Source organism: Nonomuraea mesophila, assembly GCF_004352805.1.
Classification (GTDB): Bacteria; Actinomycetota; Actinomycetes; order Streptosporangiales; family Streptosporangiaceae; genus Nonomuraea; species Nonomuraea longispora.
Genome location: NZ_SMLD01000068.1, coordinates 1 through 24,439, shown reverse-complemented (window position 1 = coordinate 24,439; position 24,439 = coordinate 1). Strand labels below are relative to the sequence as shown.

Here is a 24,439-nt window from a genome sequence, read left to right as displayed (position 1 = left end):
TGAAGACCAGACGAGCCATGAAAGTCGTGAGTGGTGCGCTCACCGTCCTGTGCGCGACCGCAATGCTGAGTGCGTGCGGTTCCGACAGCGAACCCGAGACCTCGGCCGAGTCCGGCGGGCTGACGCCGGTGACATTCGCGATGGCGTCCCCGAGCTGGAACGCCGGCTACGCGGTCATGGCCGTCGTGGAGGCCGAGGGCTTCTACGAGGAGGAGGGGCTGAAGGTCACGACCAACCTGTTCCCGTCGGCCACCCAGGCAGCGCAGCAGGTCGCCGGCGGCGGGGCCGACCTCGGCCTCATGACGGTCGAGCCCGTGGCCATCGGGCACGACAAGGACCTGGACCTGGCCTACTTCAGCTCCTACTGGGCGAAGTGGATCTACAGCCTGCAGGTGCCGGCCGGTTCCGGCGTGAAGAGCATCGCCGACCTGCGGGGCAAGAAGATCGGTGTCTCCGCGGTCGCGAGCTCCGGCGCGACGTTCGCCCGGACCGCGATGGAGCTCAACGGGATGAGCCAGAACGCCGCCAGCCTGGTGCCGATCGGTGCCGGCGCCCAGCAGATCAACGCCATCAAGAGCGGCCAGGCCGACGCACTGGCGCTCTGGGACATCCAGTACCAGATCGTCAAGAACGCCGGCGTCACCCTGACGCCGCTTCCGGTCAAGGAGACGGCGGAGGCGTGGGGCGGCGGCTTCGCGACGACCCGGAAGAACCTCGAGGCCAAGAAGGACGTCCTCGAACGGTTCGGTCGTGCGGTGGCGAAGGCGTTCGTCTTCTCCAAGGCCAACCCGGAGGCCGCGATCCGCGACCTGTGGAAGCTCCACCCGGAGACCCGCGGGTCCGACCCGGAGGAGAAGGCGCTGGCTGACGGGGTCAAGGTCCTCGAGGTCCGCCTGGACGGACAGGGCTTCGACGACAAGACCCTGGGCAGGATCGACGAGACGGCGTTCACCCGTTCGCTCGACTTCATGGCCTCGGCCGGACTGATCAAGAAGTTCACCGCGAAGGAGATCTACACCGACGAGATGTTCAAGGCGTTCAACGACTTCTCCTACGACGACGTCGTCAAGCAAGCAGAGAGCGCCGGCTGAATGCGGCTGGGGATCGCGCTCGACCTGAGCTCCCAGGAGCCGGTCCGCCCACAGGTGGATCGCACGGTCACGATGCTCGGCCACGCGGAGCAGCACGGTTTCGACTCCGCGTGGGTGGGGGAGAGCTATCACGCGGCCGCTCAGCCGTTCCACCTCCCGTCCGCCCTGATGGTCCTGGGACATCTGGCCGGACGGACGTCCCTGGCGCTGGGATCAGCGGTGCTGCTCCTGCGCGCGTACAGTCCGGAGAAGCTGGCCTACGAGGCCGCGCTGCTCGACCAGCTGTGCGGCGGGAAGCTCACCCTCGGCCTCGGGCTCGGCAGCCCGGAGGTCGCCCAACGGGTCGGGCTGCCCGCGTCGGGTCCGGCCGGCGCGGCCTTCGACGCCACGCTGAAGCTGCTGCGCGACGCCTGGTCCGCCGACGCGAGTGCCGATGCGCCGGTGGCGATCCCACCCCCGGTGCAGCGCGGCGGGCCGCGGATCCTGGTGGGCGGCAAGGTGGCTGCCTCGGCCCGTCGTGCCGCGACGCTCGCCGACGGATTCTACGGCGCGACGAACTACCGCGACGACTTGTTGATCAAGCAGTCGGCCGCGTACCGGTCATATCGCGGTGGGACGGGCGGGGTGGTCGCCACCACCAGGTTCTGCGTCGTCCACGAAAACGCCGCCACCGCCCGCGAGCTCGCCGCGCGCCACCTGAAGGCCGCGACCGGCTACTACACCGAGCGGGGCGCATGGATGGGTGCGGACGGCCCCGCCGAGCTCGAGCTCCCCATGGTGGGCACACCCGACGAGATCGACGCGACGATCGCCCGGTACGTCCGGGCGGGAGTCACGTCCGTCCAGCTGCGGGTCGCCCCGTACGGCACGCCGCCGGAGGTCGCCCGCCACACGCTCGACCTCGTCGGGCGGCACGTCCTCCCGCACTGGCACGACACGACGACTTCCGACGCGATCACGAGCTCCGATGGGGAATGACCGACGATGACGAGACCACTCAAGAGCCTGACCGCCCTGTTCGCGGGCATCCTCATGGTGACCACGCTGAGCGCGTGCGGTTCGGAGGGGGGCGACCCGGCGGGCGGCGGCGACCTCGACACCGTCACGTTCGCCCTGAGCGCGCCCAGCTGGAACGCCGGCTACACCACCTTGGTGGTCCCCGAGGCCGAGGGCTACTTCAAGGACGAGGGGCTCGACGTCAAGATCCAGCTGTTCCCCTCCGGCACGCAGTCGGCTCAGCAACTGGCCGCCGGCGGCGCCGACATCGGACTGATGACCGGTGAGCCGGTCGCGATCGGTCACGCCAAGAACCTGGACCTGGTCTACTTCGCGTCGTACTACCCGCACTGGATCTACAGCCTGCAGTTGCCCCAGGGCTCGGATGTGAGGAGCATCGCGGACTTGCAGGGCAAGAAGGTCGGGGTGACCGCGGTGGCCAGCTCGGGCGGGACGTTCGCCCGGACCGCGATGGAGCTCAACGGGATGAGCGAGAACGCTGCCGGCCTGGTGCCGATCGGTGCCGGCGCCCAGCAGATCAACGCCATCAAGAGCGGCCAGGTCGATGCGCTGGCCCTCTGGGACACCCAGTACGCGATCGTCGAGGACTCCGGGATCGAGCTCACCCCGTTGCCGGTGCCCCAGACCGCCGGCATCTGGGGCGGCGGGTTCGCGGCGACGCGGAAGACGATCGACGAGCGGAAGGACGTCCTGGAACGGTTCGGCCGCGCCGTCGCGAAGGGCTTCGCCTTCGCCCAGGCCAACCCTGAGGCCGCGATCCGCGACCTGTGGAAGCTCCACCCGGAGACCCGGGGCACCGGACCGGAGAAGGACGCGATGGCGTCCCAGGTCAAGATCCTCGAGGTCCGGCTGGCCGACCAGGGGATCGAGGACGACGACTGGGGCCGGATCGAGCCGAAGGCGGCAACCGGGATGGTCGAGTTCATGACGTCCGCCGGGCTCGTGGACAAGGCGTTCCCGGCCACGGAGATCTACACGACCGACCTTCTCGACGCCATCAACGACTTCTCCTACGACGACATCCGCAAGCAAGCGAAGGACGCCTCCTGAGATGGGGCAGGAAGTGGAGACGACCCGAATGAGCAGCTCATTCGTGTACGCGTCGGTCCGGACCCCGTTCGGCCGGTTCAACGGAGCCCTGGCCGACACGAGGACCGACGATCTGGCCGCGACCGCGCTGAAGGGGCTTCTCGACCGCTCGCCGGGCCTGGATCCCGGCCTGGTCGACGACGTGTTCTGGGGCAACGCCAACGGCGCCGGCGAGGACAATCGCAACGTCGGCCGGATGGCCGTGCTGCTGGCGGGCATGCCCGTCTCGGTGACCGCCACCACGGTGAACCGGCTCTGCGGCTCGTCGCTGGACGCCGCCATGATGGCCGCACGCATGATCGAGGTCGGCGACGCGGAGATCGCGATCGCCGGCGGCGTGGAGTCGATGACGCGGGCGCCGTGGGTCCTGCCGAAGCCGTCGCGCCGGTTCCCGGCGGGCGACGTCACCGCCGTCTCGACGACGCTCGGCTGGCGGCTGGTGAACGAGCGGATGCCCGCCGAGTGGACGGCCTCGCTGGGCGAGTGCAACGAGCAGCTGCGGGAGAAGTTCTCGATCTCGCGCGAGCGGCAGGACGAGTTCGGCGCCCGCTCGCACCGCCTCGCGGCGGAGGCGTGGAAGAAGGGCTTCTACGACGACCTCGTGGTGTCCGTCCCCGGCACCGGCCTGGACCAGGACGAGAGCATCCGTACCGACACCTCGCTCGAGACGCTGGCAGGGCTGAAGCCGGCGTTCCGGCCCGACGGGACGATCACCGCCGGGAACTGCTCACCGCTGAACGACGGCGCGAGCGCGGTCCTGCTGGGCTCGGCGAGCGCGGCCGCGACCATCGGTCGTGACCCGGTCGCGCGGATCGCCGGTCGCGGCTGGGCGGCGCTGGAGCCGCAGCAGTTCGGCTACGCCCCGGTCGAGGCCGCCGGCGACGCGCTCGAGCGGGCCGGCATCACCTGGGAGGACGTCGGCGCCGTCGAGCTGAACGAGGCGTTCGCCGTCCAGGCGATCGCCTGCGTCGATGCCTGGCTCGAGCTCGGGCTGCGGGACGCCGAGGTCGTCAACGCCAAGGGCGGGGCGATCGCCATCGGGCACCCACTGGGCGCCTCGGGCGGGCGCATTCTCGGGACCCTCGCGGCGCGGCTCGTGGAGTCCGGTGAACGATGGGGCGTGGCGGCCATCTGCATCGGTGTGGGTCAGGGCCTGGCGGTCGTGCTGGAGAACGTCGCATGACGCTGCTCTGCACCTCTGCCGACGAGGCGGTCAGCGGCATCGCCGACGGCTCGACGGTGCTGGTCGGCGGCTTCGGCACGGCCGGCCTGCCGTTCGACCTGATCGACGCGCTGATCCGGCAGGGAGCGCGGGACCTCACCGTCGTGTCGAACAACGCGGGCAACGCGGACACCGGGCTCGCGGCGCTGCTCGCGGCCGGACGGGTGAGCAAGATCGTGTGCTCGTTCCCCCGGCAGACGGACTCCTGGGTCTTCGACGAGCTGTACCGCAGCGGGAAGATCGAGCTCGAGGTCGCGCCGCAGGGGAACCTGGCCGAGCGCATGCGCGCCGCCGGAGCCGGGATCGGCGGGTTCTACACCCGCACCGGGGTCGGGACCCTCCTCGCGGAGGGCAAGGAGACCCGCGAGATCGACGGCCGGACGTACGTCCTGGAGCTGCCCATCGCCGCCGACGTCGCGCTCATCAGCGCCCACACCGCGGACACCCTCGGGAACCTCGTCTACCGCAAGACGGCACGCAACTTCGCTCCCGTCATGGCGACGGCCGCGACGACCACCGTCGTGCAGGTGCGGCACGTCGTCGAGCCGGGAGCGCTGGATCCTGAGGCCGTGGTCACCCCGGGCATCTACGTCGACCGGATCGTACGGGTGGCGGCATGATCGCTCAGCACATTGATCGCAGACCTCTCGGGCGGGACGAGATGGCCAGGGTGCTCGCGCGCGACATCCCCCGCGGGGCGTACGTCAACCTCGGCATCGGCCAGCCCACGACCGTCGGCGACCACCTCCCCCCGGAGTCGGGGGTCATCCTCCACACCGAGAACGGCATGCTCGGCATGGGGCCGGCGGCGACGGGCGACGCGATGGACCCCGACCTGATCAACGCCGGCAAGTTCCCGGTGACCGAGCTGCCCGGCGCCTCGTACTTCCACCACGCCGACTCGTTCGCCATGATGCGAGGCGGCCACCTCGACCTGTGCGTTCTCGGCGCCTACCAGGTCTCGGCATCGGGGGATCTCGCCAACTGGCACACCGGCGAGCCCGGCGCGATCCCGGCGGTCGGCGGGGCGATGGACCTCGCCGTGGGCGCCAAGCAGGTCTTCGTGCTGATGTCGCTGTTCACCAGGACCGGCGAGCCGAAGCTCGTCAGGGAATGCACGTATCCACTCACCGCGCTGCGGTGCGTGGACCGGGTCTATACCGACGTCGCCACGTTCGAGATCACCGGAGGGGACGAGGTCCTCGTCCGGGAGACGTGGGGGATCTCGTTCGACGAGCTCCGCTCGCGCGTCGACGTCCCGCTCGCTGCGGCGACACCATGAGGAGGTAGGAGAGTGTCCACCAGGCACCAGTTCTACATCGGGGGCGCGTGGGCCGATCCGGCCGCGCCCCGCACCTTGGGCGTCCTCGACCCCGCGACCGAGGAGACGTTCGCGGAGATCAGCCTCGGGACGGCCGAGGACGTCGACCGCGCGGTGGCGGCGGCACGCGCGGCCTTCGCCACGTACTCCCAGGTCAGCGTGGAGCAGCGGCTGGAATACCTCGAGCGGATCATCTCCGGCTTCCGGGCTCGGCTGCCCGAGATCGCCCGGACGATGACGCGCGAGATGGGGGCGCCGATCACGTTCTCGACGGAACGCCAGGCCACGGTGGCGCTGTTCCACTTCGAGGAGGCGGCCCGCGTGCTCGCGGACTACCGTTTCGAGGAGGAGACGGGAGCCGGGATCGTACGGCGCGAGCCGATCGGCGTCTGCGGTCTCATCACGCCGTGGAACTGGCCGCTGAACCAGGTCGCGTCGAAGGTGGCCCCGGCCCTCGCCACGGGATGCACCGTGGTGCTCAAGCCGAGCGAGATCGCGCCGCTCAGCGCCATGGTGCTCGCCGAGGTCATCCACGACGCCGGACTGCCGCCCGGCGTGTTCAACCTCGTCAACGGTGACGGTCCCACGGTCGGCGAGGCCATCGCGGCACAGCCCGGCATCGACATGGTCTCGCTCACCGGCTCGACCGGCGCCGGCATCAGGGTCTCCAAGCTCGCGGCCGACACGGTGAAGCGCGTCGCGCTCGAACTCGGCGGCAAGTCGGCCAACATCATCCTGCCCGACGCGGACCTTGCGTCCGCGGTCGTCGCCGGGGTGCACTCGTGCTACACCAACGGCGGCCAGAACTGTCAGTCGCCCACGCGGATGCTCGTGCACCGCTCGCAGCGCGACGAGGCGTACGCCGCCGCGCGACGGGCGGTCGAGCAGGTCCGTCTCGGGGACCCGTTCGATCCGTCGACCACCATGGGGCCCGTGGTGAGCCAGGCCCAGCTGGACAAGATCACCGCGCTCGTGCAGTCGGGGATCGACGAGGGCGCGACGCTCGTGGCCGGCGGCCCGGGGCGCCCCGACGGGCTCGACAAGGGGTTCTACGTCCGCCCGACCGTGTTCGGCGACGTCACGCCGCGGATGCGGATCGCGCGCGAGGAGATCTTCGGCCCCGTGCTGTCGATCCTGCTCTACGAGACCGAGGACGAGGCCGTCGAGATCGCGAACGACACGCCGTACGGGCTGGCGGGCTTCGTGCAGTCGAAGGACCCCGACCGCGCCCGCAAGGTCGCCAATCGCATCCGTGCGGGCCGCGTCTACCTCAACGGCGCTCCGTTCGACCGCAGCCTCCCGTTCGGCGGCTACAAGCAGTCCGGGAACGGACGAGAGTTCGGACGGTTCGGCTTCGAGGAATACCTCGAGGTGAAGGCCGTACTCGGCTACGAGAGGACGTCAGGTGAACGCTGACCGGCTGGCCGCCCTCCTGGACCGCGAAGAGCTCTTCGACCTGGTGAGGCGGGAGCGCTTCGCCCGCGACCAGCGGCTCTTCGACGTGATGCGTGACTGCTTCCACGACGACGCCTACGTACGGACCACGTGGTACGACGGACGCGGCGGCGAGGCCTACGTCGAGGCGACGAAGACGTGGATGGAGCGGACGGGGAACAGCAAGCACTGGGTCTTCCCCGCCTACGCGCGGGTCGAGGGCGACCGGGCGACCGTCGAGAGCCCGGCGAAGATCTTCAACCGGACCACGGTGGAGGGAGTGGAGGTCGACTTCCACGCCTACTGCCGGTTCTTCTCCCGTGCCGTCCGGGACGAAGGACGGTGGAGGCTGATGAGCTTCGAGGTCCTGATGGAGCGCGACGAGCTGCGCCCCGTCCACGCGGGTGAGGCGCTCCCGGTGGACGCGGCCCAGCTCGCTGGGCTTCGGCCGTCCTACCGGTTCCTCACCTGGATCCAGTCGACCCGCGGCGTGACGGTGAGCCAGGACCTGCTCGGCGACGACCGGCGGTCCGACCTCGACGCGTTCCACCAGGGCGAGACCGCCTGGCTCGCCGGCACGGGATAGCGGTCAGCACCACGGGCCCTGGCTGAGCCGCTCGGCTCGGCTCGTCACTCGGATTCCTTGTGCGTGCCGCTGCTGTGGTGCGCTGGCGGTGGCGAGGTCCGTCAGTAGCTTCAGCCCCGCGGCGGAGGGTGAGTCCGACTCGGCGTAGAACAGTCCGAGGCGCTGACAGTCGTCGGGCAGGAGCAGGGTCTCGTTGTACAGGGTGAGCCGGCCCGCCAGCGGATGGTGCAATTCGCGGAGGTAGTGGTCGCAGACGCGGACGGGATGTTCCACCGGGCCGACCTCCTCGACCAGGCGGTCCACGGACGCAGCGTCGGTCATGTCGGCGTGGACCTGGCCGCTGCGGGCGGCCCGCACGACCTCGTGGCGTGCGGCCAGTGCATCAGCCACCGCGCTGCCGAGCGTCCCCGTCGCACCGATCACGAGCGCTTTCATGTCGTCCCGTTTCGTCAGAAGTGGTGTATGTGAAACCAGCCTGCGGCCGCCGGGGGACCGTAGCCAGGGCACTGCGGGTAATACACCTGGCAGGTATAGGCGGGGGCAATGGTGGAGAACCGGGCCAGCGCGTCCTGGCCGTGGTGGCTCGACCGTCCCGTGGCAGCGATCGGCCATGGGCGTGAGCGTCATCGGGTCCCACGCACCCATTAAGCTTTTGGGTCGCCGAATGAGGTGTCGTCGGCCAGATGATGTATTTGGGCCCATCACACGCACAGGACGGTGACCTGGCGTCCAGAAGGGGTGGTCGCCTGCTCGAAGCCACCGCGTTCCTTCCAGGGTGGGGCTTCGGGGCGCCGGTCGAAGATCACCAGCACGCCGGTGGAAAGGGTGAGGCGGTCCAGATAGCGGTCGAGTTGGGCGAGGCCGTCGGGCGTCGGGTCATGCTCTCCTGCTCGCCGAACTTTGAGTTCCATGGCCTCGCGCTGCATCAGGCGTTCGCCGTCGGTGCCGGTGTAGGGCCAGCGGACGAGGACGTCCAGGCGTTTGGTGCCGGCGGCGTACTCGCGGTCGAGGTAGCCTCCGCCGTTGACCAGCCGGTGCAGGAAGGCCGTGAGGATGATCTGGCAGGCGGCCTCGTGGTAGCCCTCCTGCTGGATGAGGACTTCGCCGTGTTCGCGCCAGAACACGACGAACTCCTCCAGGAGCCGTGGCAGGTCGAACCGGCCGTCCGGCAACACGAAGCTGTGCGGGTCGGCGCGTACCTGCCGCTCCGTGCGATCGCCCAGCACTCGGAGCAGGACTTCTCGGTAGATGGGGTTGGCGATCTCCGGATCTCTGGTCCCGCGGATGAGGCCCAGATCGTGGACGTAGGAGACGTCGTCGTCGATGGCGGCGTCCATGGCCACCAACGTGCCGGCCACGATCGGTTCGATCACCCGCTTGACCCGGGGTTCGTGTAGCCGGGCGACCAGGGAGTCCAGGTGGGTGGCGCGCGCCCGGATCAGCCGCTCCTTGGCATCCTCCACATGGCTGTCGCCGATGGTCCCGGACACCCCCATCTTGTAGGTGATCTCATGGGCGAGGGCGTTGACCAGCCAGGGCTGCCCCTGCGTCAGTTCGAAGACCCGGTCCACCGCCTCCTTGGCGAACTCCTGACCGGTCGCCTGGGTGTGCTGGTCGTAGAGTTCGGCGATCTGGTCGGCGGTGAAGTCGCCGAGGCGCAGAGAGTCGGCGATGATGTTGAACGGGCTGATCGGGCTGTATCGGCCGGGGTCGCCGCCCGAGCCGACCTTGTAGTCACGCAGGTCGCGCAATCCGCACAGCACCACCGACGTGGGGAACGGATAGCCATCTGGCCGTATGTTGTGACCGTCGCGGAGCTGGCTGAGGATGTTGACCATGCTGGTGCCCTGCAGGGCGTCGATCTCGTCGAGGAACAGCACGACCCGGCGCGGGCAGCGGCTGCACCACGCGCTCAGCGCCTCGCCGAACTGGGTTCTCACCGGGTTCTGCGGCCAGGGGTTCGGCGGCAGCAGTTCCTCTGGCCATCCCGACAAGTCAGCGGCCCTGCGGAGAGACTTCAGCAGAATCGTCTCCGCGGCGCCGATGTCATCGCCGACGGTCCCGGCGCGCTCGCAGGAGAACGACAGAGCGGCGATGTCGCCCTCCGCGGTCAGCTCGGAGGCCAGGGTGCGCAGCATGGTCGTCTTCCCGGTCTGCCGGGGGGCGTGCAGCACGAAATAGCGGTCCATCTCGATGAGCGCCCGCGCCTCGGGAAGCCGTGGTGCGGGGGGAAGCATGTAGTGGAGCTGTGGATCGCACGGGCCGGTGGTGTTGAAGTATCTCGCTCGGGGTGGCCGCATGGTCACATTCTGTCATTATTTGCTCTGTCGATGACGAGATTCCGTGTCGGCTGCGCGAGGTGGTGGAGCAGGTGGCGCGCGCTGGGCGGCGGCGTCATGTGTGATCACGCCGAGCTGGACGCGCTGAATCGCGGCCGAACGGTGGCCTACCAGCGTGAACATCCGCTGGTGCGATGACGGGCGCCGACGACCGCACCTGGGTTGCGGGTCACCTCTCGTCGGTCCGGCCGCGCGTTCCGGCACCGGTCCCGAAGCCGGTCAGTACCCGTTCGGCCTGCTCCATCATGCCGGTGACGATGTCTGCGGCGGGCTTGATGTCGTGGATCAGGCCGACGCCCTGTCCCATGAGCCAGGGCATCTCCTCCCAGTCGGCCTCCGTCTCCGGGACCGCAAGGAGCAGGGGGAACTTGCGTACCGGCGTCTCCTCGCCCTGGACGACCGTGGTACCGACCCGTTCCAGGGAATCGAGATCGGCCGGGAGCTCCGCCGGCCGGTGTTGCCACTCGGCCACCACCCGGTTGCGGTGCAGCCGCATGGGGTTGAACCGCGGGAACTCCGGCCCGAAGATCGACGTGAGCACGGCGCTGTCCCCGGCGGCGGCGACCAGCCGTCGGTGGTGCTCGGGATGCACGCGGGCCTCGTGCGAGGCGACCATGCGCGTCCCCACCCACACGCCGTCCGCGCCCAGGCACAGGGAGGCGGCGACCTGGCGGCCGTCGGTGATCCCGCCTGCGGCCAGGACCATCGCCCGCTCGCCCACGGCGTCCACGACGGCGGGCACGTTGACCATGGTCGGCAGCCCGCCGTAGTTGTGCCCGCCGGCCTCCCAGCCCTGGGCGATGACGAGTTCGGCCCCGCCGTCCACGGCGAGCCGGGCCGTCTCGGCGGAGTCGACCTGCTCCCACACCGACACCCCGGCCTCGCGTAGCAGTCTCACCTGCTCGGCCGGGGGATGACCCCAGTGGAAGGAGACGATCGGCACCCGCTCCGCCACGCACACCTCGACCAGTTCGCCGGTGGGGAAGAAGGTGATGAGATTGACGTGGAACGGCTTGCCCGCCGTACGTTCCTTGACCTCGCGGATCATCTCCCTGAGCCGGTCCGGGGGCAGGAGCGCGGCGCCGATCGCGCCGATGCCCCCCGCGTTGGTGACTGCCGCCGCGAACTCGGGCGTCTCGGCCACGAACGACATCCCCGCGCAGACGAACGGGTAGGGGATGGCGTATTGCGCGGTGAGTCTGGTGGACAACACGGACATGACGGCACCCTTCCCTCGTGACCCTTTCGTCCACGTTATGCCTCGCCGACGTCCGGATGAAGGTCATGCTCTGTCCACGCCGGGCAAGGCCTCCGCCGCAGAGTTGTCTTCGCTAGTCAAGGGAAGGCGACACCGATGCCCGGCGATGCGCCGAGGAACAGGGTGGGCCGCGCGGCCCACCCCCGCAGGTTCGCGCAGGCTGCTCAAGGCGACCTCATCCGCAGCGAAGTCATGGAGCGGCGGACGCCTCTGCGCGCAACCGCTCGACGATCTCGTCGCGGATCGCGGAGCGGCGTACCTTCCCCGACACGTCGCGCAACGGTTCGGCCCGGAACTCGATGCGTCTCGGCAGCTTGTACTCGGCCAGGCGCTCCCGCAGGAACCCGAACAGCGCGTGCTCGTCGAGGCCCGCCGCCGCGTCGGCTTCGACGAGGGCGTAGCCGGCCTGTCCGAGCTCGTCGTCGGGCACACCGACCACCACCGACGAGAGCACCGCCGGGTGGGCCGCGATCGCGGACTCGACCTCGGAGGGGTACACCTTACGACCGCCGACGTTGTACATGTCGACGCGGCGGTCGCTGATGTAGAGGTAGCCGTCCTCGTCGAACCAGCCGAGGTCGCCGAGGGTGTCCCAGCCGTCGCGCTTGACGGTCTCGGAGCCGATGTAGCGGTAGGTCGCCTCGACGCCGGCGGGCGGGCGCATGGCGATCTCGCCGACGACGCCGGGCGGGCAGTCCTCGCCGATCTCGTCCACGACGCGGATGGACCCGACGACCGCGCGGCCGACCGAGCCGCGGTGCTCGAGCCATTCGCCGCCGCCGATCGCGGTGACGGCGGTCGACTCGGTGCCGCCGTACATCTCCCAGACCGCGTCCGGTCCGAGGATCTCGATCCAGGACTGCTTGAGCTCGGGAGGGCAGGCGGAGCCGAGGTGCCACAGGCGTCGCAGTGACGACAGGTCGTAGGCGTCCGGATTTGCCCGATACACGGGCAGCAGTCGCTGCAGCACGGCGGGGACCGTCGCGATGAACTCCACGTGGTGCTCGGCGATGAGACGCAGCGCCTGCTCGGCGTCGAACCGGGCGGTGAGCACGATGTGCTGGCCGATGAGCATGCCGTGGACGAGCGTTGTCACAGAGGTGTTGTGCGTGAGCGGGCCGGTCACGAGCTGGGTGCCGCCGACGGTCAGGCCGAACAGCGCGGCGGGGCCTGTGGGGTCGATCCGGCTGTCGGCGGTGACCGCGATCATCTTCGGACGCCCGGTGCTGCCGCCCGACGGCATCGCCTTCCACACCGGTGAGACCACCGGTGGCAGCGGCTCGTCCGACAGCGACGTGGCGGGCAGAAAGCCGGCCGGCACACAGGTGAAGCCGGGCACGACGCGGCCGGCGATGAGCGCGCGCGGCGCGAGCTCGAGCATGGCGGCGAACTCCTGCTCCGGCATCCGAGCGGAGAGCGGGGCGATCGTGGCGCCCAGCTTCCAGGCGGCCACCGCCGCCCGCACCCACTCGATGCCGTTCGGCAGCATGATCGTCACGTAGTCGCCCTGCCGCACGCCGAGTTCGGCATAGGCGCGCGCGAGCCGGTTCGTCGAGCGGTCCAGTTCGTCTCGTGTGATCGTCACGCCCTCGGCGGTTATCACCGGCGCGTCCGGGTCCTGCCGCGCGAGCAGAGAGAGCCGGGTGCCGATCGGGGGAGTGGGGTCGCCTGACTGCTGATTCGCCATCATGATTTCCTTCCGTGAGGTGGTCACTTGGCGGCATCGGCATTGAAACGCTTCTGTTCCGCCTGGCCGGCGCGCCGGGCGGCGCGCGCCTCGCGCACGCCCACCTTCGGCCCGAGCACGGCCATGACGCAGATCAGCACCGTGACGGCGGCGAGGTAGACGAAGACCGCCTCGGTGGAGGTGACGAGGATCACGCCGATGATGACCGCGTTCGCGATCGTCATGATCCGCGACGCCGCCTGGGCGAACCCGGTGCCGACGCCACGGACCTCGGTCTGGAAGATCTCCGGCGTGTACGTGAATACCGCCGTGGACAGGATCGACGAGGCGATGACCGCCGTCAGACCGGCGCCGAGGATCACCGGCACGGTGTCGACGAAGCCGAGGAACAGGTATCCGACGCCGGTGACGGCCGCGACCGTGAACACCAGCCACTTGCGCTCGAACAACTCGATGACGAAGGTCGCGAGGAACGTGCCGGCGAGGCCCCCGAACGAGAGGACGACGATCCAGCTGTAGACCTGATCGAGTGGATGGCCGCGCTGGTTGAGGATCACCGGGAGCCAGCTGTTGACGCCCGTGTTCAGGACGGCGAGGCCGACGAAGATGAGCGTCGCGACGATCGTGCGGCGCAGGAACAGCGGCTTGAAGATCGACCACACCGAACGCTCTTCGACCGGGGCGACCTCGTCGAGCACGACCGGCGCGGGCAGGGTGCGCCTGCCCCCCTTGGTGTACTGATCCTCGAAGAGCCGCACCGTCCGCTCGGCGCGGTCCAGTTGGCCGCGCGAGGCCTGCCAGCGCGGGGACTCGGGAAGCAGCCAGAACGCGGGAACGGCCACGAACAGGCCGAGTGCGCCGAACAGGAACACGACGTGCCACTGGCCGGTCGGCACGGTGGCGTTCGCGACGATCACTACGAGCGGGATGATGAGGACGGACACGAGCGTGATGATCGCGATGCCGCGCCCGCGCAGAGCCTTCGGGAAGAACTCCGAGGCGGCCACGAGGATGGCCGTGGTCCCCGCCGTGACGCCGATGCCGGTTACCACGCGCAGCGCGCCGAGGATTTCGGGAGACGGCGCGAACGCGGAGGCCAGCGATCCCAGGGAGAAGAGCAGTACCGCGCCGATGGCGACGGGCCGCCGCCCGATGCGGTCGGCGAGCGGGCCCGCGATGAGCGCGCCGATCAGACCTCCGACGAACACCATCGACTGCAGTAAACCGACCTGGTCGGAACTGATGCCCCATTCGCGCTGCAGCGCGGGGGCGACGAGCCCGAACGTCTGGATGTCGACGAGGTCGAATCCGAACATGAGGGCGAGCAGGATGATCAGCCACCGCATCCGCGAGGTGTAGGAGGGGATGCGGTCGATGCGCGCATTGAGATCCTTCTCGGCCCCTGCCTCCGGCGAGGGTGGGGTGGGCGTTGTCGTGCTCATGTGCGACGTCCTCGTCTATGGGCTGGTGGGGGAGTCGGTGGGGTCGGTGTCAGGTCAAGCCTGGATCGGCTCGCCAGGTCGGTTCGCAGCGCCGCTACCAGCGCGAGCGGCTGGTCGAGCATCACGTGGTGATCGGCGTCCGGGATCTCGATCATCGTGGCGGTGCCGCCGAGCAGGTCGCGGATCGCGGGGCTGATGCGGCGGGGCAGGATGCCGCGCTCTCCGCGGATCAGGACGACCCGGGTACGAGCGGGCATCGCCGGCCATGTCCTTGGCGAGGCGAACCCGAGCACTCCCGGATCGAATTTCCACGACCACCCACCGGGCACCTCGCGGAGGGAGTGCGCGGCGACGTGGCCGGCGACGAAGTCGATCACCGGCTGGCCGGGCATCGGGCGGAATCGCGTGAGCGCCTGGTCGCGGCTCGGGTAGACGCGCAGCGGGCCGAAGGCCTGTCCCGCGCGGGCGGCGCGCTCCTCAGGGCTGGGCTCGCCCAGCGGAGTGTCGATCACGACGACTTCGCCGAGGTGCGCGGGGTGGAGCATGCCGGCGCGCAGCGCGACCAGGCCGCCGAGGCTGTGACCCACGACCGTCGCACCGTCGCGGATCCCCGCCGAGCCGGCCGCGACCGCTACGGCCTCGGCGACCCACCTGTCGAGGTCGTAGTGGTCGCGATGATCGCTGTCGCCGTGTCCCGACAGATCGACGGCCACCACGCGCCGGCGGTCCTCGACGAGGAGGGGGGCGATGTGGTCCCACCACCGCGCGTGCGCGGCGCCGCCGTGGATGAGGACGATGCCGTCCGCGCCCGGGTCCCCCCACGCACGCCAGGCGATGTCCGCGCCATCGACGCGGACGTACCCCGTCTGGGGCTCGTCCGCGAGGGCGGCGCGGAACCACGCAGGCGCGTCGACAACGACCCCCGCGGGGGATCTGCCCTGGTTCGGCATCCGTCTTCCTCTCACGACGCTTCTCACACTGCCAGTTCTATGACGGACAGCATAGACCTAGTTGCTCAACATAGTATGCTGTGATCCTGGACCAGAGAGAAGTCCCTGGCAGAGGAGAAGAGGTGCGTCCGTGACGGACTGGCAGGGCTCAGTCGCCTTCATCACCGGCGGTGCTCAGGGAATCGGGCTCGGCATCGCGCGAGCACTCGGCAAGCGCGGTGTGCGGCTGGCCCTCGCCGACATCGACGAGGCCGCGCTCGCGACGGCCGGAGCCGAGCTGTCGGCGACCACCGACGTCGTCACGCACCCGCTCGACGTGCGCGGCCGCGACGCCTTCGCCGCGGCCGCCGATGCCGTCGAGGCCGACCTCGGCCCGGTGAACCTGCTGTTCAACAATGCGGGGATCGCGCCGTACACGTCGCTGTCGAAGCTCTCCTACGAGGTGTGGGACCTCGCGCTCGGGATCAACGTCCACGGCGTGGTCAACGGGGTGCAGACGTTCGTGCCCCGCATGATCGAGCGCGGTCAGGGCGGTTACGTGGTGAACACGGCGTCGGGCGCCGGCCTGGTCGCCGGCTCGAACGTGCTGTACTCGACGTCGAAGTACGCCGTCGTGGGCCTGTCGGAGTCGCTGAAGGTGGCGGGCGCGAAGTACGGCATCGACGTCAGCGTGCTGTGCCCCGGCTACGTCAGCACCGGCATCCTCGGGAACACCCAGGCGCTCGCCGACGGCCACCTCGTGCGCGAGCCCGGCGAAGGGAGCGAGGAGAGCGCGGCGGCCATCGCCCAGGGCGTGGGCATCGACGAGGTCGGCGAGATCGTTATCGCGGGCATGGAGGCCAAGGCGACCTGGATCCACACCGACCTCATGATGAAGAAGTACATCGGCATGCGCGGCGACATGCTCCTCAGCTCGTTCAGCGCCCACGAGCCCACCTTGTGACCCGCGCACGCAGCCCGCCCCCCGGGGGGAGCGGGCTGCGTGCGCGGAGCTCAGCGCCGCGCCAGCTCGCGCATGACCGCGATGCCGGACGGGTCGACGGGGATGCCGTCGAACACCGCGCGCGCGTTGGCATGCGCCGCCTGGTGCAGGGCGAACGCGTGCCGCAGCGCGTTGTACTGGCCCTGCGCCTCCAGGGCGCCGTTGACCGACATCTTCGCGAGCTTGAGCCCGAACGACGGGCGCTGCGCGATCTCGGCCGCGAGTTCGAGCGTGAACGACTCCAGCAACTCGCGCGCCACCACGTGGTTGATCATGCCGAGCTGACGGCACTCCTCTGCGGTGAGTGGCGAGCCGCGGAACAGCATCTCCTTCGCCTTGCGTGGCCCGAGCTCCCACGTGTGGGTGTGGTATTCGTGGCCGTTGACCGCGAGCGCGACGGTCGGGTCGGCGAAGGTGGCCTCCTCGCTGGCGACGATGAGGTCGCACGGCCAGACCAGCATGAGACCGCCGGCGATCACCTTGCCCTGCACCTGCGCGATCGTGGGCTTGGGCACGTTGCGCCAGCGCCAGCACATCCCGAGGTAGAACTCCTCCTCATTGGCCATCCCGCCGGCCTGGCCGGGCTGCAGGTATCCGCCCGTCATGCAGTGCGGCTCGAAGTCGGCGCCGGTCGCGGTGTTCCGCAGGTCGTGGCCCGAGGAGAAGTGCGGCCCGTCCGCGGCCAGGATGATGACGCGGACGTCGTCGTCCAGGGTCGCGCGCTGGAACGCCTCGTCCAGCTCGTGGAGCATCTGGTAGTCCTGCGCGTTGCGGGTGTCCTCGCGCGCGAGGGTGATGCGCGCGACTCCCGGCACCGGCTCGTCGTAGCGGATCTGTTCGTAGGTGGTCTCAGGCACGGGACTGCGTCCTTCCGCTGGCAGCATCGCGGACCTGGCTGCGGCGGACCTTGCCGGACTCGTCGCGCAGCGGCTGGCCGGTGATCTCGATCGAGCGCGGGATCTTGTAGCGCACGAGGTGGTCGGCGAGGAATTCCAGGAGTTCCTCGGCCGTCGTCCCCTGTTGCGCGTGCACGACGGCGTGCACGCGCTGGCCGAGGTCGGGGTCGCTCAGGCCGACGACGACGGACGAGACCACCTTCGGGTGCCGGTCGATCGCGCTCTCGACCTCGGCGGGGTAGATGTTGGCGCCGCCGGCGACGATGAGGTCGGCGCGCCGGTCGGTGATGTAGAGGTAGCCGTCGTCGTCCATCCAGCCGAGGTCGCCGAGGGAGTCCCACCCGTCGCGCGGCTTCCGCTCGGCGCCCACGTACTCGTAGGACGGGCCGGCGCCTTCGAGGCCGCGCATGTAGATCTCGCCGACCGCGCCCCGCGGCAGCTCCTCCCCGTCGTTGCCGACGATCTTCATGTCGCCGACGGTCGGCCGTCCGACCGAGCCGGGGTGTTCGAGCCACTCCGTGCCCGTGATGACGGTGGTCGCGATGGACTCGGTGCCCGCGTACACCTCGTAGACCTTGTCGGCTCCGACGAGGTCGATCCAGGCGGCCTTGAGCCACGGCGGGCACGGCGCCGACGAGTGCCACAGCGCGCGCAGCGAGCCGAGGTCGTACTCGCCGCCCGCCTCGATGACGCGGTACATACGCTGCAGCATCGTCGGGACCGTCATCATCCAGCTGACGCGGTGCCGCTCGATCGCCCGCAGTGTCTGCTCGGGGTCGAACCGGGTCAGCACGACAAGGCGCTGGCCGAGCATCTGGCCCGCCGTCGCGAACTGCAGCGCGGCGTTGTGATACAGCGGCGCGACGACCGCCTGCACATCGGTGGGCTCGAGCCCCCACAGCGCGCGGTTGAGCGCCGGAGCGCCGTGCGCGGGAGCGGTGATCCGGATGAGCTTCGGCCGTCCCGTCGAGCCGCCCGACGTGGGAGCCTTCCACGAGGGCGACACGACCTCGGGTAGCGGCTCGTCGCTCACCGACGCGTCGGGGACGAATTCCGCGGGCAGCGCCGCGTGGCCGGGGTGGTCGGCCGGATCGACGCCGATGAGCAGCGCGGGGTTCGCGAGGTCGAGGATCGCCTGCCGCTCCGTGCGCGGCAGCCGGTACGACAGCGGGATCGGCACGCCGCCGACCTTGAGGGTCGCCCAGAACGCGACGAAGAAGCCGATGCCGTTGGGCAGCGCGATCGCGGCGTAGTCGCCGTGCCGCACTCCGCGATCCCGTAGAACGCGCGCCAGCCGGTTCGACTGGCGCTCCAGTTCGCGCCGCGTGATCGTCCGGTCCTCGTGGACGATCGCGACGAAGTCGGGATCGTCGTCGGCCAGGCGCGCCATCGAGCGCACGTACGGCTCGGGCGGATTGGCCTCGAGCAGTTCCATGACGTCGGATACATCCATGGGTAAACCCCTCGGCGTTGGCAAGCGGTCGGTGCGATGTAGGCGGCTCGGGTCAGGAGTTCTCGGGCCGGGGCCTCAGATCGAGCGTGGGTCAGGGACGTGCGCCGGGCATGGCCGTGACTCGGCCGAACTCCTGCGTGCCCGGAGGCCGGGAGATCGGGGTGGGAGCGGCGGCTGGGTCTCGACGTGCTCGGCCGGCTCCGAGCCGCGGCGGGGCGCCGTCATGTTGGCCAAGTCTATGTTGAACAGCACAGGTAGGCAAGCCGGATGTCACGCCACGCGGTCGTCACCGCGTTGCGGGCCCTTCGCGGGCGGGCGTCAGGCGTCGTCGTTCAGGGTTTCCCGGGCCGTCCACAGCTTGGCGAGGCGCGCGTTGAGGAGATTCTCCAGCGACCGCAGCGACTTTTCGAAGTCGATCCCCTCGGGGTCGATGCTCGCCTGAAGGTGCAGGCCGAGCACGGCGGAGTTCATGGCCAGCGCCAGCTCCCTCTCACGCTCGGCCGCGACCTCCGGGTCGGCGCCCTCCGGACGCAGCGCGCGCAGCCAGTGGCGCAGCCCGCGCCGGCGCTGCTTGAGGAACTCCTGGTAGTGCGACTTCACCAGGCCGGTGCTGCTCATCGCCTCGGTGAGCAGCATGAACATGAGAGCCGACTTGCCGTCGCGCACCCACGCCGCGTAGTCGTCGAGGATCTCGCCGAGGGTCGGCGGCCGCTCGTAGCGCTCGGGAGCCATGAAGCTCTCGAGCGCGCGCTCGACGACCGCGATGAGCAACCCGTCCTTGTTCTTGAAATGCCACGGGATGCTGCCGCGGCTGATGCCGGACCGCTCGGCGATGTCGACGAACGACGTGCGGTCGAACCCCCGCTCGGCGAACAGTTCCTCGGCCGCGTCGAGGATGCGCTTACGGCTCTCGTCGCCGATCTCGTCGATTCGTCGTCGCGGGGCAGTGCTCACCCTGGCCATCCTACGACGCCGCGAGAAGGGCTTCGGCGTGCTCCATGGCGGCGCGCAGCTCGGCGTTACGCGCGTCGAGCAGGTCGCTCAGCTCGTTGCGGGTCGCGACGTAAGGGCGGTCGTGTTCCACGGCGTCCAGCACCAGCTCTCCGACGCCGTCGGGCCGCGTGCCGGACTCCTTGAGCATGTGATGCGCCGTGTCGAGGATCTCGATCACGCGCGCGGAGTGCACAGGTGCCGCGTCTGGTCGCAGATGACGGGCGTTCTGCACGATGTCCGTGGCGACCGGCCCTGGGAGCAGGACCGACACGCCGACCCCCGAGTGCGCGAGCTCGCGGCGCAGCGACTCGCTCATGCCCACGACGGCGTACTTGCTGGCGTGGTAGAGGAACCCGGATCCTGCCTCCAGCAGACCGGCCTCGGACGCGGTGTTCACGACGTGGCACCGCCGCGACGAGGCGAGCATCGCGGGCACGAACGTCTGGATGCCGTTGTAGACGCCCGTCAGGTTGATGCCCATGACGTGGTCCCACATGCGGTAGTTCAGCCGGCTCGGGCTGACGGAGTCGATGACGCCCGCGTTGTTGAACAGCAGCGTCACCTCTCCGAGATCCCCGGCGACGGCGGCGCCGACCTCGGCGTAGGCGTCACGATCGGAGACATCGAGCCGGTAGGTGCGCACGCGGTCTTGGGGTTCGCCGAATTTCGCGCGCACCTCGTCGAGCGCGGCGGCGCTGATGTCGGCGATGGCGACGTTCACGCCGCGCCGCAACAGGGCGCGCACGATGCCACGGCCGATGCCGCGCGCTCCGCCGGTGACGAAGGCGACCCGGCCCTCGAAGTCTGCGATGCCGTTGGCGTCGTTCATCCGCGCGCTCTCAGTACTCATAGCCGCCGGCGACGGTCAGAACCTGTCCGGACACGAAGTCGGACTCCGGGTAGGTGAGCAGTGCCACCGCCCCCGCCGCCTCGTCGGGCGTGCCGGCGCGTCCGAGCGGGATCAGCATCTTCAGGCCCGCGACCGCCTCGGGCCGTACGCCGACCTTGATCTCGCGGCCTTCCACCTCGATCGTGCCGAGGTCGTTCGGCGCCGAGAGCCGGGTCTCGATGTAGCCGAACGCCACACAGTTGACGTTGACGTTGTAGCGGCCCCACTCGTGGGCGAGGGTCTTCGTCAGCCCGACGACCCCCGCCTTGGCGGAGGCGTAATTCGCCTGGCCGGCGCTGCCGTGCAGGCCCGCCACCGACGAGACGTTGACGACCTTCCTGTGCACCGCCCGCCCTTCTGCCCTCTCCTTCTTCGCGGCGGCACTGATGATCGGCTGCGCGGCGCGCAGGATGTCGAACGGCGCCTTGAGGTGCAGGTCGAGCATGGCGTGCCACTGCTCGTCGGTGAGCTTCTGGATGACCGCGTCCCAGGTGTAGCCGGCGTTGTTGACGATGATGTCGATGCCGCCGAACGTCTCGACCGCGGTGTTGACGAGGCGGCCGGCGAATCCCTCGGCCGTGACGCTGCCCACCACGGCGACCGCGCGTCCGTCCAGAGCCTCGATCTCTTCGACGACCGCCTCGGCGGGCTCCGCGTCGAGGTCGTTGAGCACGACCGCCGCGCCTTCCGCCGCCAGGCGGAGCGCGACCGAGCGGCCGATGCCGCGGCCGCCACCGGTGAGGAGTGCGATCTTGCCGTCGAGCTTGCCCATCAGGCGCTCACCTTCCGGTACATCGTGACGACCGCGGCGCCGCCGAGGCCGACGTTGTGCTGGAGCGCGACCCTGGCACCCTGGACCTGCCGGTCCTGCGCGCTACCGCGCAGCTGCCACACCAGCTCCGCGCACTGCGCCAGTCCAGTCGCGCCGATCGGGTGGCCGCGGGACAGCAGCCCGCCGGACGGGTTCGTGACGACCTTACCTCCGTAGGTGTTGTCGCCGTCGAGCACGAACCGTTCCGCTGTGCCCTCCGGGGTGAGCCCGAGGGCTTCGTAGATGAGGAACTCGTGCGTGGTGAAGCAGTCGTGCAGCTCGACGACGTCGACTTCGTCCGGGCCGATCCCGCTCTGTTCGTAGACGGACTTCGCCGCGCCGGCGCTGAGATCAAAGCTGATGAGCTTCTTCATGTCGCCCTCGAACGTGCTCGGGGAGTCGGTCTCCATCGCCTGCCCGGCGATGACCACATCGCCGCGCAATCCGTGCTTGGCGGCGTACGCCTTCGAGACGACAACGGCCGCGGCCGCGCCCGATGACGGGGGGCAGCACTGGAACTTCGTGAGCGGGCCGTAGATCGCGCGCGAGGCGAGCACCTCCCCGACCGTCAGCGGGTCGCGGAAGACGGCGTAGGGATTAGCCGCGGCGTGCTTTCGCGCCTTGACGGCGATCTGCGCGAAGGTGCGCGGGTCGACGCCGTCGTCCACGTACTGCTTGCCGGCCGCGCCGTAGAACAGCGCGGCGCCCGGATCGCCCTCGGGCATCCCGTACTTGCCGACGACGACCTTGGCGAGCTCGGTGAGCGGGTGCGGGCGCTCCGGCCAGCGGCCTTCGACGTTCGCCTCCATCTGCTCGAAGCCGACCGCGAGTGCGACGTCGGCGAGCCCGCTCTCGACGGCCTCGCGCGCCAGCAGCAGCGCCGCCGACCCGGACGAGCAGTTGTTGTGGACGTTCATGATCGGGATGCCGGTGAGTCCGAGGCCGTAGAGCGTCGCCTCGCCGGCCATCGAGTCACCGTAGATGTATCCGGCATACGCGCGCTGGACGTCGGTGTACGCGAGTCCCGCGTCGGCCAGGGCGCGGCGTGCGGCTTCGGCGCCCATCGTGTTGTACGGATCGCTCCGGCCCGCCTTGGCGAACGGGATCATCCCGACCCCGGCGATGACGGCATTGCTGTCGGACAAGGCAATTTCCTCTCGGTTCCGGCGCGCGTTTCGCAGCGGCGCTCAGACGTCACATGCCGTGACGAGCACAGTATGCTTACGACTAGGATGACGGATCAAGTCTATGTTAGGTGTTATAGTGATGAGCGTGGCTTCCGGCATCTCACGACGGAGCGAAGCCGTCCGGGTCGAGATCGACAGCGGCGTCGGCGTCGTGACGCTCACTCGCCCCGACCGGCTCAACGCGCTCACGCATGCCCTCCTGCGAGACCTGCGCGACGCCGTGACCGGCATCGGCGCCCGCGCGGATGTCGGCGCTGTCGTGCTCGCCGGCCAAGGCCGCGCGTTCTGCGCCGGCCTCGACCTGGCCGAAGGGCTGGCCGACCCGTCACCGGCCGACCCGGTGGAGTCGATGCACTCCGGCATGCGCGCCGGGGCCGCCGTAACGGCCGCGATCCGCGACATCCCCCAGCCGGTCATCGCGGCGGTGCAGGGCTACGCTGTCGGTGCCGGCTTCGCGTTCGCGGCCGCGGCCGACGTCCGCATCGTGTCGCCTGACGCGAAGTTCTCCGCGCCCTTCCTCCGGCTGGGCATGACCGCGGGCGACTTCGGCCTGTCGTGGCTGCTGCCGCGCCTCATCGGGCATGGCCGTGCCGCGAGCCTCATCTACGCCGCGGGGCGGCTCGATGCCGGGCAGGCTCTCGAGTACGGGCTCGCGTCGGCGATCGAGGCCGACCCGCTTGCTGCGGCGCGGCAGCTCGCCGCGGAGATCGCCGCCTACCCGTCGTACGGTGTGCAGGCGACCAAGCGCCTGCTTGACAGCGCCGCGGAGTCCCCACTTGCGGCGCATCTGGAGGCCGAGGCGCGCGCACAGACCATCGGAGCGTTGTCGGATGCCGCGCGGGAGGCGTTCGCGACGGCCCTCGCCGCGACGAAGAAGCCCGCGAAGCCCTGACGGCCTCGATCGGCCGCAAGCGCTGACAGCGACCGGCGATCGGGTCGCGCTGAGCGCGTGTTCCTCAGGCCCGAGGCTCGGCCGGCGGTACGGAAGCGTCGTGCGTCGAGCTGAACACGGTCGAGCTGAACACGGTCGAGCTGCACGGGTCCGACGGCGCCATCGGCGAGATCGGCTCCGAGGGCACCGTCAAGCTGCCCGGCAGGACCGTCCCGCTGGACGCGCTCAACAAGGCCGAGCTGCTCAAGGACTAGATCGGGATGTTCACCCCGGGCTGGGGCACGTACTGCCGCTGCCATCCGGTCGGGCGTCGCGCGGATCATCGAGGTGGTCGTGCGCGAACCGGGCCAGAAGCAGGCCGACCTCGTCAACCGGCCGTCCGACGCGGCACCCGTCCCGTGCCGACCGGGCTGGCCATGTTCCTGCCCAAGGGCAGCGGCAAGGCCAAGGGCTTCTGGGTGAGCACGGCGACGGGCTGGCGCGAAGCGCTCATCGAACTGATCTCACCTATCCAGGCCGCATCAAGTAATAGCCGCTCAGTCACTACCGGCGACGATCTTTACACACCTGAAGTGGCTCTGCCAAGATCCCTGTGGTAACGCTCAGTTTCTGGCGATGGTGAGAAGGATCCGTTTTCGGGGCAGGGCGAGACCGGCTCGCCCGTACATCTGCCGTTCAGCAGTTTGATCTTCGTGATGACGCCTTCGGTGGGGCCGTTGCTGTAGGGCTGGGTGAGCAGGGTGGCGAAGGTGCGTACGTGCTCGGTGGCCTGTTTCAGCCGAATCTGGCGTGGAACCCTGGGCGTTTACGCCCGGGAGGAAACGACAGCGCGGGAGGGCCTCCAGGCCCGAGCGGTGCCGTGACAGCTGGTCCGCGTGAGCGGATCAGCCTGGCCGTTTC

24 protein-coding genes are annotated in these 24,439 nt (G+C 69.8%); 12 read left to right on the top strand and 12 right to left on the bottom strand.

Going from position 1 to position 24,439, the window contains the following annotated elements:
* The first annotated feature begins 17 nt into the window (after positions 1-17).
* Genes E1295_RS24580 through E1295_RS24545 form a run of 8 tightly spaced genes read left to right on the top strand, consistent with a single transcriptional unit; the run spans position 18 to position 7,760 of the window.
* Complete coding sequence (locus E1295_RS24580) at positions 18-1,091, top strand: ABC transporter substrate-binding protein (protein WP_132633062.1); 1,074 nt, start codon at positions 18-20, stop codon at positions 1,089-1,091.
* Entirely contained in the window at positions 1,092-2,069 is a 978-nt protein-coding gene (locus tag E1295_RS24575) for an LLM class flavin-dependent oxidoreductase (RefSeq protein WP_132633060.1), read from the top strand.
* A gap of 6 nt (positions 2,070-2,075) precedes the next feature.
* On the top strand, positions 2,076-3,158 hold the full coding sequence (locus E1295_RS24570; protein ID WP_220448871.1) for an ABC transporter substrate-binding protein: 1,083 nt from the start codon (positions 2,076-2,078) through the stop codon (positions 3,156-3,158).
* Between the two features lie 28 nt (positions 3,159-3,186).
* Entirely contained in the window at positions 3,187-4,380 is a 1,194-nt protein-coding gene (locus tag E1295_RS24565) for a thiolase family protein (protein WP_132633058.1), read from the top strand.
* A complete protein-coding gene (locus E1295_RS24560) occupies positions 4,377-5,039 on the top strand; it encodes a 3-oxoacid CoA-transferase subunit A (protein WP_132633056.1) in 663 nt (220 codons plus the stop codon). The genes E1295_RS24565 and E1295_RS24560 overlap by 4 nt, the downstream gene beginning before the upstream one ends.
* Positions 5,036-5,701, top strand: coding sequence for a 3-oxoacid CoA-transferase subunit B (locus E1295_RS24555; RefSeq protein ID WP_132633054.1), 666 nt, complete (start codon positions 5,036-5,038; stop codon positions 5,699-5,701). Before E1295_RS24560 ends, E1295_RS24555 begins: the two co-directional genes overlap by 4 nt.
* Positions 5,702-5,713: 12 nt before the next feature.
* Positions 5,714-7,156, top strand: coding sequence for an aldehyde dehydrogenase family protein (locus E1295_RS24550; RefSeq protein WP_132633052.1), 1,443 nt, complete (start codon positions 5,714-5,716; stop codon positions 7,154-7,156).
* Positions 7,146-7,760 (top strand): nuclear transport factor 2 family protein, encoded by a 615-nt coding sequence (locus tag E1295_RS24545; RefSeq protein ID WP_132633050.1) that lies wholly within the window; start codon positions 7,146-7,148, stop codon positions 7,758-7,760. Before E1295_RS24550 ends, E1295_RS24545 begins: the two co-directional genes overlap by 11 nt.
* A gap of 3 nt (positions 7,761-7,763) precedes the next feature.
* On the opposite strand, the gene E1295_RS24540 is transcribed toward E1295_RS24545, so the two are convergent.
* Together E1295_RS24540 and E1295_RS24535 are read right to left on the bottom strand one after the other, a co-directional pair.
* The gene (locus tag E1295_RS24540) at positions 7,764-8,195 is read right to left on the bottom strand and encodes an MmyB family transcriptional regulator (protein WP_132633048.1); all 432 of its coding nucleotides are present in this window, start codon (positions 8,193-8,195) and stop codon (positions 7,764-7,766) included.
* A gap of 266 nt (positions 8,196-8,461) precedes the next feature.
* Entirely contained in the window at positions 8,462-10,060 is a 1,599-nt protein-coding gene (locus E1295_RS24535; RefSeq protein WP_220448870.1) for an AAA family ATPase, read from the bottom strand.
* A gap of 30 nt (positions 10,061-10,090) precedes the next feature.
* On the opposite strand from E1295_RS24535, the gene E1295_RS48935 reads away from it, so the two are divergent.
* Positions 10,091-10,237 carry a hypothetical protein gene (locus E1295_RS48935; RefSeq protein WP_166427391.1) on the top strand — a complete coding sequence of 49 codons (147 nt, stop codon included), beginning with the start codon at positions 10,091-10,093 and terminating at the stop codon, positions 10,235-10,237.
* 31 nt (positions 10,238-10,268) lie between these two features.
* On the opposite strand, the gene E1295_RS24530 is transcribed toward E1295_RS48935, so the two are convergent.
* From E1295_RS24530 to E1295_RS24515, 4 genes are all read right to left on the bottom strand, one after another.
* Positions 10,269-11,318 (bottom strand): NAD(P)H-dependent flavin oxidoreductase, encoded by a 1,050-nt coding sequence (locus tag E1295_RS24530; protein WP_132633046.1) that lies wholly within the window; start codon positions 11,316-11,318, stop codon positions 10,269-10,271.
* A gap of 229 nt (positions 11,319-11,547) precedes the next feature.
* On the bottom strand, positions 11,548-13,047 hold the full coding sequence (locus E1295_RS24525) for an AMP-binding protein (RefSeq protein ID WP_220448869.1): 1,500 nt from the start codon (positions 13,045-13,047) through the stop codon (positions 11,548-11,550).
* Between the two features lie 20 nt (positions 13,048-13,067).
* Positions 13,068-14,486, bottom strand: coding sequence for an MFS transporter (locus E1295_RS24520; RefSeq protein ID WP_132633044.1), 1,419 nt, complete (start codon positions 14,484-14,486; stop codon positions 13,068-13,070).
* Positions 14,483-15,436 (bottom strand): alpha/beta fold hydrolase, encoded by a 954-nt coding sequence (locus E1295_RS24515; RefSeq protein ID WP_132633042.1) that lies wholly within the window; start codon positions 15,434-15,436, stop codon positions 14,483-14,485. Before E1295_RS24515 ends, E1295_RS24520 begins: the two co-directional genes overlap by 4 nt.
* A 130-nt stretch (positions 15,437-15,566) precedes the next feature.
* Between E1295_RS24515 and E1295_RS24510 the strand changes: the two genes are divergently transcribed.
* On the top strand, positions 15,567-16,379 hold the full coding sequence (locus E1295_RS24510) for an SDR family NAD(P)-dependent oxidoreductase (protein ID WP_132633040.1): 813 nt from the start codon (positions 15,567-15,569) through the stop codon (positions 16,377-16,379).
* 50 nt (positions 16,380-16,429) lie between these two features.
* Here the strand turns inward: E1295_RS24510 and E1295_RS24505 are convergent, their stop codons facing one another.
* The 6 genes from E1295_RS24505 to E1295_RS24480 form a co-directional block, all read right to left on the bottom strand.
* A complete protein-coding gene (locus E1295_RS24505; protein ID WP_220448868.1) occupies positions 16,430-17,275 on the bottom strand; it encodes an enoyl-CoA hydratase in 846 nt (281 codons plus the stop codon).
* Entirely contained in the window at positions 17,268-18,767 is a 1,500-nt protein-coding gene (locus tag E1295_RS24500) for an AMP-binding protein (RefSeq protein ID WP_220448867.1), read from the bottom strand. Before E1295_RS24500 ends, E1295_RS24505 begins: the two co-directional genes overlap by 8 nt.
* 318 nt (positions 18,768-19,085) lie before the next feature.
* Positions 19,086-19,721: a TetR/AcrR family transcriptional regulator gene (locus E1295_RS24495; protein ID WP_166427390.1), complete on the bottom strand. Its 636-nt coding sequence runs from the start codon at positions 19,719-19,721 to the stop codon at positions 19,086-19,088.
* A gap of 10 nt (positions 19,722-19,731) precedes the next feature.
* Positions 19,732-20,610 carry an SDR family oxidoreductase gene (locus tag E1295_RS24490; protein WP_132633034.1) on the bottom strand — a complete coding sequence of 293 codons (879 nt, stop codon included), beginning with the start codon at positions 20,608-20,610 and terminating at the stop codon, positions 19,732-19,734.
* Positions 20,600-21,421, bottom strand: a complete 822-nt coding sequence (locus tag E1295_RS24485; protein WP_181958038.1) for an SDR family NAD(P)-dependent oxidoreductase — start codon at positions 21,419-21,421, stop codon at positions 20,600-20,602. Before E1295_RS24485 ends, E1295_RS24490 begins: the two co-directional genes overlap by 11 nt.
* Positions 21,421-22,605 carry a thiolase C-terminal domain-containing protein gene (locus E1295_RS24480; RefSeq protein WP_220448866.1) on the bottom strand — a complete coding sequence of 395 codons (1,185 nt, stop codon included), beginning with the start codon at positions 22,603-22,605 and terminating at the stop codon, positions 21,421-21,423. The genes E1295_RS24485 and E1295_RS24480 overlap by 1 nt, the downstream gene beginning before the upstream one ends.
* Before the next feature lie 127 nt (positions 22,606-22,732).
* On the opposite strand from E1295_RS24480, the gene E1295_RS24475 reads away from it, so the two are divergent.
* Together E1295_RS24475 and E1295_RS24470 are read left to right on the top strand one after the other, a co-directional pair.
* Positions 22,733-23,539: an enoyl-CoA hydratase/isomerase family protein gene (locus E1295_RS24475; protein ID WP_220448865.1), complete on the top strand. Its 807-nt coding sequence runs from the start codon at positions 22,733-22,735 to the stop codon at positions 23,537-23,539.
* A 416-nt stretch (positions 23,540-23,955) separates the two neighbouring features.
* The gene (locus E1295_RS24470) at positions 23,956-24,138 is read left to right on the top strand and encodes a hypothetical protein (RefSeq protein ID WP_132633026.1); all 183 of its coding nucleotides are present in this window, start codon (positions 23,956-23,958) and stop codon (positions 24,136-24,138) included.
* Positions 24,139-24,439 lie beyond the last annotated feature (301 nt).